Raw genomic sequence first — 12,935 nt, forward strand, 5'->3', positions numbered from 1 at the left:
CTCCCTCCAACTTGACGTACGGAAGGGGGAAACGGTTGCTCACGTTTCCCTAACGAGTGAGAGTCCTACGAGTCGGACTCCCCACGGATGACAGCGAGTACTCCATCCAGCTCATCCGGTTTGACAAGGACGTCCCGCGCCTTGGATCCCTCGCTCGGGCCGACGATGTTCCGCGACTCCATCAGGTCCATCAGCCGGCCCGCCTTGGCGAAGCCCACCCGCAGCTTGCGCTGGAGCATCGAGGTCGAGCCGAACTGCGTGGAGACGACCAGCTCGGCGGCCTGGCACAGCAGGTCCAGGTCGTCGCCGATGTCCTCGTCGATCTCCTTCTTCTGCTTGCCGCCGACCGTGACGTCGTCCCGGAAGACCGGCGCCATCTGCTCCTTGCAGTGCCGGACGACCGCCTGGACCTCTCCCTCGGTCACGAAGGCGCCCTGCATACGGATCGGCTTGTTCGCCCCCATGGGCAGGAACAGGCCGTCGCCCTTGCCGATGAGCTTCTCCGCGCCCGGCTGGTCCAGGATGACCCGGCTGTCGGCGAGCGACGAGGTGGCGAAGGCGAGCCTGGACGGGACGTTCGCCTTGATCAGGCCGGTGACGACATCGACCGACGGCCGCTGGGTGGCGAGCACCAGGTGGATGCCGGCGGCCCGCGCCAGCTGCGTGATGCGGACGATCGCGTCCTCGACGTCCCTGGGCGCGACCATCATCAGGTCGGCCAGTTCGTCGACGATGACCAGCAGGTACGGGTAGGGCTGGAGCTCGCGCTCGCTGCCCTCCGGCGGCTTGACCTTCCCGGCCCGTACGGCGGCGTTGAAGTCGTCGATGTGCCGGTATCCGTACGCCGCCAGGTCGTCGTAGCGCAGGTCCATCTCCCGCACGACCCACTGGAGGGCCTCGGCGGCCCGCTTGGGGTTGGTGATGATCGGGGTGATCAGGTGCGGGATGCCCTCGTACGCGGTCAGCTCGACCCGCTTGGGGTCGACCAGCACCATCCGTACGTCCTCGGGGGTCGCCCTTATCATCACCGAGGTGATCAGGCAGTTGATGCACGACGACTTGCCGGAGCCGGTGGCACCGGCGACCAGGATGTGCGGCATCTTCGCCAGGTTGGCCATCACATAGCCGCCCTCGACGTCCTTGCCGAGCGCGACCAGCATCGGGTGGTCGTCCTCGGCGGCGTCCGCGAGGCGCAGCACGTCGCCGAGGTTGACCATCTCGCGGTCGGTGTTGGGGATCTCGATGCCGACGGCGGACTTGCCGGGGATCGGCGAGATGATCCGTACGTCGGGGCTGGCCACGGCGTACGCGATGTTCTTCGTCAGCGCCGTGATCCGCTCGACCTTCACGGCCGGGCCGAGCTCCACCTCGTACCGGGTGACCGTCGGGCCGCGGGTGAAGCCGGTGACGGCCGCGTCGACCTTGAACTCCGAGAAGACGGTCGTCAGGGACGCGACGATCGCGTCGTTGGCTGCGCTGCGCGTCTTGCCGGGACCGCCGCGCTCCAGCAGGTTCAGCGACGGCAGGGCGTACGTGATGTCCCCGGAGAGCTGGAGCTGCTCGGCGCGCGCCGGCAGCCCCTCGGGCTCGTCGCGGACGGGCGCGGGCTTGGTGAGGTCCGGTACGACGCCGCCCGGCGTCTCCGCCTCGCGGGCAGACTCCCGGCCGGGCTCCGGGCCGGGCTCCCGCGCGGGCGGTACGGAGGCGGGGTCACCGGCCCGGGCGCGGCGCGCGTCCCGCTCCCGGTCGCCGGTGACGTCCCGCGTCAGGTCGGCGACCAGCGGCGAGGGCGGCATGCCGTTGAGCACGGCCCCGTCCAGCGCGGCGGCCGCGGCCGCGGCGACGTCCACGGCGTCCATGGGCCGGTCGAAGTCGGCGGGCTCGGCGGAGGCGGGAGCCGCCTTCCGGGGACGCCTGCGCCGCGTGAGCGCCTCGGTCTCGGCCTGCTCCGGGTCGTACGGCTCGTACGCCCCGGGCCCCGCGCCGCGCCGCCGCGACCGGGCGGGCAGCGCCTCGCGCCACTGGTCGTCGTACCGCTCGTCGTCCTCGCCCACCACGCCCGGCGCGGGCTCGACGATGCCCAGCCGCACCCCGAGCGCCCTGAGGCGCTGCGGGATGGCGTTGACGGGCGTCGCCGTGACGACGAGCAGCCCGAAGACGGTGAGCAGCACCAGCATGGGGACGGCGAGGACCTCGCCCATCATGAAGATCAGCGGCTTGGAGGCGCCCCAGCCGATCAGTCCGCCGGCGTCCCGCACGGCCTCGCTTCCCTGGTCCCGCCCGGGTGAACCGCACGCGATGTGGACCTGGCCGAGTACGCCGATGACGAGCGCCGAAAGCCCGATGACGATCCGCCCGTTGGCCTCGGGCTTCTCGGGGTGGAGGATCAGCCGGATGGCGATCGCGCCGATGAGGAGCGGGACGAGCAGGTCGAGCCGGCCGAAGGCGCCGGTGACGAGCATCTCGACCAGGTCACCGACCGGGCCCTTGAGGTTGGCCCAGGTGCCGGCGGCGACGATCAGGGCGATGCCGAGGAGCAGCAGGGCCAGGCCGTCCTTGCGGTGCGCCGGGTCGAGCCCCTTGGCGCCGCGTCCTATGCCCCGGAACATGGCGCCGACCGCGTGCGCGAGGCCCAGCCAGAGGGCGCGCACGACCCGGTACACACCCCCGGTGGGCGACGGTGCCGGTTTGGGCGCGGCCTTCTTCGCGGGTGCCTTCCTGGCGGGTGCCTTCTTGGCGGCGTTGGCGCGCTTGGCGGGTGCGCTCTTCTTCGCGGGAGGCTTCCCCGGGACCGCCGGGGCCGCCTTCTTGGCAGCGCCGGTCGTACGGCCGGCGCGCGGCTTCGCGGTGCCCGCCGTGCCCTGGGAACCCTTGCCGGACGTACGTGAGGCCATGGTGGTGAGGTTACCGGTGTGGGGCGCGGTGGACACGTGTGCCCACCGCTTCACCCGTTCGTGTCGTCCTGGACGTTACGAGGAGCTGACGCCCGTTCAACGAAGGGCGCCACGCCCCATGAGCCGACGGCCGGAGGTCAGTTCTGCGCCGGCAGCGTGGGCGAGCCGCCGCCCCCGGTACCCGGTTCCAGCGCGTCCAGCGCCCTGCGCAGCCCGGTGAGCTTGCGCTCCAGGTGCGCGGCGGTGGCGACGGCCGCGGCGTCCGCCGAGTCGTCGTCGAGCTGCTTGGACAGCGCCTCGGCCTGCTCCTCAACTGCCGCGAGCCGCGCGGACAGTTCCGCCAGCAGCCCCGCGGACTCCTTGGCGGCTCCGTCCTGGCCGCCGCCGCCTTCGAGCTGGAGCCGCAGCAGCGCGGCCTGCTCGCGCAGCTGACAGTTCTTCATGTACAGCTCGACGAAGACCGAGACCTTGGCGCGCAGCACCCAGGGGTCGAAGGGCTTGGAGATGTAGTCGACGGCCCCCGCCGCGTACCCCCGGAAGGTGTGGTGCGGGCCGTGGTTGATCGCCGTCAGGAAGATGATCGGGATGTCCCGTGTCCGTTCCCGGCGCTTGATGTGCGCGGCGGTCTCGAAACCGTCCATACCCGGCATCTGGACGTCCAGCAGAATGACCGCGAAGTCGTCCGTCAGCAGCGCCTTGAGTGCTTCCTCCCCTGACGATGCCCGCACCAGCGTCTGATCGAGCGCAGAGAGGATGGCCTCCAGCGCCAGCAGATTCTCCGGTCGGTCATCGACCAGGAGGATCTTGGCCTTCTGCACCATGGCCCGTCCTCCTCGCCCCGGCAGTTGGCCGGGCGCCGCCCCAGGGGACGACTCCCTTGCGCCGTCCGTCCTTGTGCCGGTCATGGTAGCCGCACCCCGCCTGTCACCACACCCTGTCACCGCGATGTCACTGTGCACGTAGCAGAAACGCGGTGGGAGACCAGAAGGTTCCCCGAATACCGCCCTCTCACACGCTTTCGACCACAGTCAGTCAGCAACTCGCCAGGATTCAGCCCTCCTCTGCTCACTCTCCGCGCATCCACTGCTCCATGACCGAGAGCAGATGATCCGGATCCACCGGCTTCGTAACGTAATCGGAGGCGCCCGACTCGATCGCCTTCTCCCGGTCGCCCTTCATCGCCTTCGCGGTGAGCGCGATGATCGGCAGGCCGGCGAACTGCGGCATCCGGCGGATCGCCGTCGTCGTCGCATAGCCGTCCATCTCGGGCATCATGATGTCCATCAGTACGACCGTCACATCGTCGTGCTGCTCCAGGACTTCGATGCCCTCACGGCCGTTCTCCGCGTACAGCACCGACAGCCCGTGCTGTTCCAGCACGCTGGTGAGCGCGAAGACATTGCGGATGTCGTCGTCGACGATCAGCACCTTCTCGCCGTGGAACTCGAAGCTGCGCCTCGGCTCGTTCGCCTCCTGCCCGGCCGCTCCCCACGCATCCGAGGCCCCGGCACTCGACGGCCCAGAAGATCCGGAAGATCCGGGAGCCCCGGAGGCCGCCCCCGGCTGGCCCGGAAGCGCGGTCCGCTGCTCCGCCCCGCCCAGCGCCGCCCGGCGCCGGTGCCGGAACAGCGCGCCGGAACTGGAGCGCCGCTCGGACCGCTCCGAGCGCTCCGCACCGGCACCCGAAGCCGCCTGCCCGTAGCCCCCGTGCCCCCCGTGCCCCTCGTACACGTCCAGTACGCCGTCCTCGGCACCCGACGGGTGGAGGTCCGCGCCGGGGCCGTGCCCGTAGCCCTGCGGGGGCAGCTCGCTCGGGTGCAGGGGCAGGTACAGCGTGAACGTCGAGCCACGGCCCGGCTCGCTCGCCGCGTGGATCTCGCCGCCCAGCAGCCGGGCGATCTCCCGGCTGATCGACAGCCCCAGCCCCGTACCGCCGTACTTGCGGCTCGTCGTGCCGTCCGCCTGCTTGAACGCCTCGAAGATCACCCGCATCTTGCTCGCCGCGATACCGATACCGGTGTCCGTCACCGAGAAGGCGATCAGGTCACCCTCCGGGTCACGCAGCGAACCGGCCTCCAGCAGCTGCTCCCGGATCGACTGCGGCACGTCCGCCTTGGCCGGCCGGATCACCAGCTCGACCGCCCCGCTGTCGGTGAACTTCACCGCGTTCGACAGCAGGTTCCGCAGCACCTGGAGCAGCCGCTGCTCGTCGGTGTGCAGCGTGGCCGGCAGCTCCGGGGAGACCCGTACGGAGAAGTCGAGCCCCTTCTCGGCGGTCAGCGGCCGGAACGTCGCCTCCACGTAGTCGACCAGCTGCACCAGCGCGATCCGGGTCGGGCTGACGTCCATCTTGCCCGCCTCGACCTTCGACAGGTCCAGGATGTCGTTGATCAGCTGGAGCAGGTCCGAACCCGCCCCGTGGATCGTCTCGGCGAACTCGACCTGCTTGGGCGACAGGTTGCCGTCGGCGTTGTCCGCGAGCAGCTTCGCCAGGATGAGCAGCGAGTTCAGCGGCGTACGCAGCTCGTGCGACATGTTCGCCAGGAACTCCGACTTGTAGCGCATGGAAACGGCGAGCTGCTCGGCCCGCTCCTCCAGCACCTGCCGCGCCTCCTCGATCTCGGTGTTCTTCACCTCGATGTCGCGGTTCTGCTGCGCCAGCAGCTCGGCCTTCTCCTCCAGCTCCGCGTTGGAGTCCTGAAGGGCCTTCTGCCGGCTCTCCAGCTCCGCCGACCGCTCGCGCAGCTGCTCGGTCAGCTCCTGCGACTGCTTCAGCAGCACCTCGGTCTTCGTATTGACGCTGATGGTGTTGACGCTCGTCGCGATCATCTCGGCGATCTGGTTGAGGAAGTCGCGCTGGATCTGCGTGAAGGGCTGGAACGACGCCAGCTCGATCACACCCAGGACCTTGCCCTCGAAGAGCACCGGCAGCACGATCACATGCGCCGGGGCCGCCTCACCGAGCCCGGAGGAGATCTTCAGGTAGCCCGGCGGCACATTGACCTGGATGGTCCGCTTCTCCTCTGCCGCCGTACCGATCAGCGTCTCACCCGGCCGGAAGGACGTGGGCATCGCTCCCGACGAGTAGCCGTAGCTGCCGCGCATGACCAGCTCGTACGAGCCGTCCTCGTCCGCCCCGATCTCGCCGCCGGCACCCGTGGGCATCGCCAGGAAGAACGCGCCGTGCTGCGCCGAGACGACCGGCGTCAGCTCGCTCATGATCAGCGAGGCCACGTCGTCGAGGTCCCGGCGGCCCTGCATCAGGCCGGAGATACGGGCCAGGTTGCCCTTGAGCCAGTCCTGCTCCTCGTTGGCGAGGGTGGTGTCGCGCAGGTTGGCGATCATGGTGTTGATGTTGTCCTGGAGGACCTGGATCTCGCCCGCCGCGTCGACGTCGATCTTCAGGTTCAGGTCGCCGCGGGTCACCGCCGTGGCGACGGCCGCGATGGCCCGCACCTGCCGGGTCAGGTTCCCGGCCATCTCGTTCACCGACTCGGTCAGGTCGCGCCAGGTGCCGTCGACGTCCCGTACGCGGGCCTGGCCGCCCAGGATGCCTTCCGTACCCACCTCACGGGCCACCCGCGTGACCTCCTCGGCGAAGGAGGACAGCTGGTCGACCATCGTGTTGATGGTGTTCTTCAGCTCCTGGATCTCCCCACGCGCGTCGATGTCGATCTTCTTGGTGAGGTCACCCTTGGCGATGGCGGTGGTGACCGTGGCGATCTGGCGCACCTGACCGGTCAGGTTGGACGCCATCGAGTTCACCGACTCGGTCAGGTCCTTCCACGTACCGGAGACACCGGGCACCCGGGCCTGGCCGCCCAGCTCACCCTCCGTACCCACCTCACGCGCCACTCGCGTCACCTCGTCGGCGAACGAGGACAGCGTCGTCACCATCGTGTTGACCGTGTCGGCCAGCTCCGCGACCTCACCCCGGGCCTCGACCGTCACCTTCTTGGTCAGGTCGCCGTTGGCGACGGCCGACGACACCCGCGAGATGTTCCGCACCTGAGAGGTCAGGTTGTTGGCCATCACGTTGACGTTGTCGCTCAGGTCCTTCCAGATGCCGGTGACGCCCCGAACCCGCGCCTGGCCGCCGAGGATGCCCTCCGTACCCACCTCACGGGCGACTCGCGTCACCTCGTCGGCGAAGTTGGACAGCTGGTCGACCATCGTGTTGACGGTGGTGACCAGGTCGAGGATCTCGCCCCGCGCATCAACGGTGATCTTCTTCGACAGGTCGCCCTTGGCGACCGCCGTCGTCACCTCGGCGATGTTGCGCACCTGGGACGTGAGGTTGTTCGCCATCGAGTTGACGGACTGGGTCAGGTCCTTCCAGGTGCCCGAGACGCCCTGCACCTCCGCCTGACCGCCCAGGATGCCCTCGGTGCCCACCTCGCGGGCCACTCGCGTCACCTGCTCGGCGAAGTTCGAGAGCTGGTCCACCATCGTGTTGAGGGTGTTCTTCAGCTCCAGGATCTCGCCGCGCGCGTCCACGTCGATCTTCTGCGACAGGTCACCCCGCGCCACGGCGGTGGCGACCTGCGCGATGTTGCGCACCTGGGCGGTGAGGTTCCCGGCCATGCCGTTCACCGAGTCCGTCAGGTCCCGCCACACACCGGCGACGCCCGGCACCTGCGCCTGACCGCCGAGCCGCCCGTCCGTACCCACCTCGCGGGCCACCCGGGTCACCTGCTCCGCGAACGCGGACAGCTGGTCGACCATCGTGTTGATGGTGTTCTTCAGCTCCAGGATCTCCCCGCGCGCGTCCACGTCGATCTTCTGCGACAGGTCACCGCGCGCCACCGCCGTCGTCACCTGCGCGATCTGACGCACCTGCGAGGTGAGGTTGCCGGCCATGAAGTTGACGGAGTCGGTCAGCTCCTTCCACGTACCGGAGACACCCGGTACGCGCGCCTGCCCGCCGAGCCGGCCCTCCGTGCCCACGTCCCGCGCCATCCGCGTCACCTGGTCGGCGAACGACGACAGCTGCGCCACCATCGTGTTGACGGTGTTCTTCAACTCCAGCATCTCGCCCGCGACATCGACGGTGACCTTCTGCGACAGGTCGCCGTTCGCGACCGCCGTCGTCACCTGCGCGATGTCCCGCACCTGGCCGGTGAGGTTACGGAACGCCGTGTTCACCGAGTCGGTGAGGTCCTTCCACGTCCCGGCCGCGCCCGGCACCTCGGCCTGGCCGCCCAGCCGGCCCTCGACGCCGACCTCCCGCGCCACACGGGTCACTTCCGAACCGAACGCCGAGAGCTGGTCCACCATCGTGTTGACGGTGTTCTTCAACTCCAGCATCTCACCGGCCACATCGACGGTGACCTTCTGCGACAGGTCACCGTTCGCGACCGCCGTCGTCACCTGCGCGATGTCCCGCACCTGCGTGGTCAGATTACGGAAGACGGTGTTGACCGAGTCGGTCAGGTCCTTCCACGTACCCGCCGCACCCGGCACCTGCGCCTGACCGCCCAGCAGCCCTTCGGCACCGACCTCGCTCGCCACCCGCGTCACCTCGTCGGCGAACGTACGCAGCGTCTCGGTCATCTGGTTGATCGTGTCCGCGAGCTGCGCCACCTCACCCCGCGCGCTCACCGTCACCTTCTGCGACAGGTCGCCGTTCGCGACCGCCGTCGTCACCTCGGCGATGCCCCGCACCTGGGACGTCAGGTTGCCCGCCATCGTGTTGACGGAGTCGGTCAGGTCCTTCCACACCCCGGCCACGCCCGGCACCTCGGCCTGGCCGCCCAGCTCGCCCTCCGTACCCACCTCACGCGCGACCCGCGTCACCTCGGAGGAGAACGACGACAGCTGGTCCACCATCGTGTTGACGGTGTTCTTCAGCTGGAGCATCTCACCGGCCACATGGACGGTGACCTTCCGCGACAGATCACCCTTGGCGACCGCCGTCGTGACGAGAGCAATGTCACGCACCTGGGCAGTCAGCCGGTACGCCATGGTGTTGACCGAATCCGTCAGGTCCTTCCACGAACCCGACATACCGCGCACCTGCGCCTGGCCACCCAGCTTGCCCTCGGTCCCGACCTCCAGCGCCACCCGCGTCACCTCGTCGGTGAACGCCGACAACTGGTCGACCAGGTTGTTCACCGTACGGGCCACCTTCAGGAACTCGCCCCGCAGCGGCCGCGCCGACCCGTCCGTACCCTCCGAACGCAACTCCATCCGCTGCTCTAGGTCACCCTCCGCGACCGCGGACAGCACCCGCCCGACCTCGGAGACCGGCCGGGTCATGTCGTCCACCAGCGCGTTCGCGGCCTCGATGGCCTGCGCCCACGCGCCCTCGCTGGCCCCGACCTCCAGCCGCTCCGACAGCTTGCCCTCACGGCCGACCATCCGCCGCACCCGGGACAGCTCACCGGTCAGGTGCAGCTTCCGGTCGGCGACCTCGTTGAAAACGGCGGCGATCTCCGCCATCACGCCATCACCGGTGACGGTCAGGCGCTTACGGAAATTGCCGTCCCGCATCGACACCAGGGCCGCCAGCAGCCGCTCCAGGGCAGCGGCATCCACCTCGACGGTCCCACCACTCCGGGTCCGTCCGCCCTTCGCGCGCGTGCTACCGCCCCGCGCCGTCACGCCAGACTCCACCGTGTCCCTCCCGCAGGGGTTGACCGTACTGCTCGGGCATTGCCGCTCCCTCTGCCGCCGGAAGCCTTCCCAGTGTTTCACCACGACAGAACCAGGCCATAACAGTTCGGCAGCTTCGCATAACGTCCCCGCCCTCGGGGGACGGAAACAGCGGTGACCACCATCCGCCCGGACAGCGAAGGTAAGTAACCTGGCATCCGGCTGTCCAACCGCCCCGGTCCGCCCGGCAGGGGCGGCGCGACGCTGTACGACCACCGGGCACCGGGGAGGGGCAGGGCCGATCATGGCAGAGCCGGGCGTAGAGACGCGTACGAGGAGTTCTGTGATCACCGCTCGGGCGGCCGCCACCTTCGAACCCGTGGGACGGTCCGTGGCGACCGCCCGGGCCTTCGTCCGGGACACCCTCCAGGGCTGGGGGTACACCGATGTCGTCGACGACGCGGTGGTCCTGACCAGCGAACTCGTCACCAACGCCGTCATCCACGCCGGCACCGCCGCCGACGTCCTGTGCCTGCGTACGGAGAACGGCGTACGCATCGAGGTCGCCGACCGCTACCCCGAGCGCGAGGTCCCCCTCCAGGGCACCGGCCGCTCCCTGGGCAGCCCCGACCGCGAGAACGGCCGAGGACTGCTCCTGTGCGCCGCTCTCGCCTCCCGCTGGGGCGTGGAGTACTCCCCGGCCCAGAAACAGGTCTGGTTCCAGCTGGACCTCCCCGAGCGCCCCGTCGGCACCCGCTCCGCCGGCCCCGTCCTGCCCACCGAGCTCCTCCCGGTCGCCGACGACCGCGTCCGCGTCGCCGTCGCCCAGATCGACCGCAACGGCACGATCACCGCCTGGAACGAGGACGCCGAGCACCTCTTCGGCTACCCCGCCGACCAGGTCGTCGGCAAGCCGCTCGGCGACTTCGCCGCCTGGCCCCACACCCCCGGCATCGGCACCGGTATCGCCGAGGCCCTCCGCCTCTCCCGCTGGGAAGGCAGCTACGGCGTCCGCGGCACCGACGGCCGCGTCATCCCCGTCTACGCCTCCCACCTGCGCGTACGCGACACCCAAGGCGAGCCGTCCACCGTCTGCCTCCTCGTACGGGACTACGAACGCGCCGTCCTGCAGTCCCCGCAGCGCACCCCCGTCGACTCCAGCAACGAGAGCCGCACCACCGACCCGTTCGAGGTCTTCATCGGCTCCCCCGCCCCCGACGACCTCGACGGCCTCCTGCAGCGCACCGTCGAGCGCGCCCGCGACATGCTGGACGGCGACGCCGCCTTCCTCCTCCTCGCCACCGACGACGAGACCGAGCTGGAAGTACGGGCCACCACCGGCCTCCCCTCCGCCCGCCAGCGCTTCGCCCGCGTCCCCGTGGAGGCCGCCGGCACCGGCCGCTACTCCTCCGCCCGTATGCCCGCCGTCCACGAGGACCTCCTGGCCGTCCCCGGCTCCGTCCCGCTCCTCAACGGCACCGGCATGCGCTCCGTCGTCACCGTCCCCCTCAAGGTCGAGGGACGCCTCACCGGCTCCCTCGGCGTCGCCGCCGAAGCACCGGGCCGGTACTCCAACGAAGAGGCCCTCCGCCTCCAGTTCGCCGCCGACCGTATCGCCCTCGCCGTCGAATCCGCCCGCCTCGGCGAGCTCGAACGCCTCCGCCGCGGCTCCCTCAGCTTCCTCGTCGAGGCCTCCGACCTGCTCGCCGGCACCCTCGACCGCGACCAGACGCTGGCCCTGATGGCCCAGATGACGGTCCCCACCCTCGCCACCTGGTGCGCCGTCTACACGATCGCCGACCCGACCTCGGACCCGTACCTCTCCTACGTCCTCCACGAGGACGAGGAGCGCATCGACGGCCTCAAGGCCCTCCTGTCCAAGATCGCCCCTCCCGAGCCCGTGCCGTCCCCCGGAGCCCGCGTCTGGACCGCCCCGGCGGACGCCGCCCACCAGGCGGCCCTGCGCACCTCCATGCGCGAGCTGGGCCTCGCCTCCTCCCCCGTGTCCTCGGGCATCGGTACGACGCTGGCCACGGCCGCCGCGGTCGGCGGCGAGACCGTCGTCCTGCCCCTGGTCGCCCGCAACCGCGTCATCGGCATGCTCACCCTCGGCAAGCCCTCCGACGACCACTTCCGCCAGGAGATCCTGGAGCTGGCCGAGGACCTCTCCCGCCGCGCCGCCCTGGCCCTGGACAACGCCCGCCTGTACTCGGAGCGCATGGCCATCAGCCAGTCCCTCCAGCGCAGCCTCCTGCCCCCGGGCCTCCCCCAGATCCCCGGCGTCGAGGTCGACGTCATCTACCGCGCGGCCGGCGAGGGAAACGAGGTGGGCGGCGACTTCTACGACCTCTTCCCGATCCGCGACAACGCGTACGGCTTCGCCATCGGCGACGTCTGCGGTACGGGCCCGGAAGCGGCCGCCGTCACCGGCCTGGCCCGCCACGCCCTGCGCCTCCTGGCCCGCGAGGGCTTCGGCGGCCCGGCGGTCCTGGAGCGCCTGAACGCCGCGATCCTCGACGAGGGCGCCCGCAGCCGCTTCCTCACCCTCCTGTACGGCGAGCTGTGGCCCCAGGAGGACGGCAGCGCCCTCCTCAAGGTCGTCTGCGCCGGCCACCCGCTCCCGCTGCGCCTCCGCCAGGACGGCACGGTGGAACCGGCCGCCGACCCGCAGCCGCTCCTCGGCGTCATGGACGACCTCGAGCTGTACGAGCAGACGGTCACCCTCGACCCGGGCGACGTCCTCCTGTGCGTCACGGACGGCGTCACGGAGCGCCGCGAGGGCAGCCGCATGCTGGGCGACGACGGCCTCGCCGAAGTCCTCACCGGCTGTACGGGCCTGACGGCCGGCGCGGTCACCGCCCGCATCATGCGCGCGGTCGAACGCTTCGCCGCGGAACCGCCCTCCGACGACATGGCCATCCTCGCGATGCGCGTTCCGGAGCCTCACACGGACTGAACGACCGGAACGGGCTGAACGCAAAGAAGGCCCCCGCCACAAGGGCGGGGGCCTTCTTCATTTGTCTGAGCCCCCAAACGGAATCGAACCGTTGACCTTCTCCTTACCATGGAGACGCTCTGCCGACTGAGCTATAGGGGCCGGCTTGCCGCTTCGGGGTTTCCCCTCCGCAACGGGATAAAGCATACCCCGAACGAGCGGGAATGCCCAACCGAGGCTGACGCCTGGCACCCCATCAAGTGCCGGTTGCGCCAAACGAACTGAGCCCCACTCAAGTCCCGCCACGGAGACGCAGAAAAGCCTCAGGCCCCGGACAAAGTCCGGGGCCTGAGGCTCAATAATTGTTCGGCGGTGTCCTACTCTCCCACAGGGTCCCCCCTGCAGTACCATCGGCGCTGAAAGGCTTAGCTTCCGGGTTCGGAATGTAACCGGGCGTTTCCCTAACGCTATGACCACCGAAACACTATGAAGATATCGAACTTCTACCGGCA

At 70.0% G+C, this 12,935-nt stretch carries 4 protein-coding genes, 1 tRNA gene and 1 rRNA gene; 1 reads left to right on the forward strand and 5 read right to left on the reverse strand.

The features are described from left to right. Positions 1–65 precede the first annotated feature (65 nt). The 3 genes from AMK26_RS17070 to AMK26_RS17080 all read right to left on the reverse strand — a co-directional run bounded on the left by AMK26_RS17070 (position 66) and on the right by AMK26_RS17080 (position 9,509). Entirely contained in the window at positions 66–2,894 is a 2,829-nt protein-coding gene (locus AMK26_RS17070; RefSeq protein WP_241837934.1) for a DNA translocase FtsK, read from the reverse strand. Between the two features lie 137 nt (positions 2,895–3,031). Then, positions 3,032–3,715 (reverse strand): response regulator, encoded by a 684-nt coding sequence (locus AMK26_RS17075; protein ID WP_073755476.1) that lies wholly within the window; start codon positions 3,713–3,715, stop codon positions 3,032–3,034. A gap of 244 nt (positions 3,716–3,959) precedes the next feature. Further along, complete coding sequence (locus tag AMK26_RS17080) at positions 3,960–9,509, reverse strand: HAMP domain-containing protein (protein WP_198944080.1); 5,550 nt, start codon at positions 9,507–9,509, stop codon at positions 3,960–3,962. Between the two features lie 283 nt (positions 9,510–9,792). Between AMK26_RS17080 and AMK26_RS17090 the strand changes: the two genes are divergently transcribed. Then, positions 9,793–12,444: a SpoIIE family protein phosphatase gene (locus AMK26_RS17090; RefSeq protein WP_073755478.1), complete on the forward strand. Its 2,652-nt coding sequence runs from the start codon at positions 9,793–9,795 to the stop codon at positions 12,442–12,444. Between the two features lie 68 nt (positions 12,445–12,512). Here the strand turns inward: AMK26_RS17090 and AMK26_RS17095 are convergent. After that, positions 12,513–12,585 (reverse strand) — tRNA-Thr (locus AMK26_RS17095). Positions 12,586–12,787: 202 nt separating this feature from the next. Further along, positions 12,788–12,904: ribosomal RNA gene (gene rrf / locus AMK26_RS17100) — 5S ribosomal RNA — on the reverse strand. Positions 12,905–12,935 lie beyond the last annotated feature (31 nt).

The sequence above is a fragment of the Streptomyces sp. CB03234 genome, from assembly GCF_001905885.1.
Taxonomy (GTDB): domain Bacteria; phylum Actinomycetota; class Actinomycetes; order Streptomycetales; family Streptomycetaceae; genus Streptomyces.

Excerpts from the sequence above, each read along its gene's own strand:
- AMK26_RS17070 (WP_241837934.1), bottom strand. The coding sequence starts at position 2,894 with ATGGCCTCACGTACGTCCGGCAAGGGTTCCCAGGGCACGGCGGGCACC.
- AMK26_RS17075 (WP_073755476.1), bottom strand. The coding sequence starts at position 3,715 with ATGGTGCAGAAGGCCAAGATCCTCCTGGTCGATGACCGACCGGAGAAT.
- AMK26_RS17090 (WP_073755478.1), top strand. The coding sequence starts at position 9,793 with ATGGCAGAGCCGGGCGTAGAGACGCGTACGAGGAGTTCTGTGATCACC.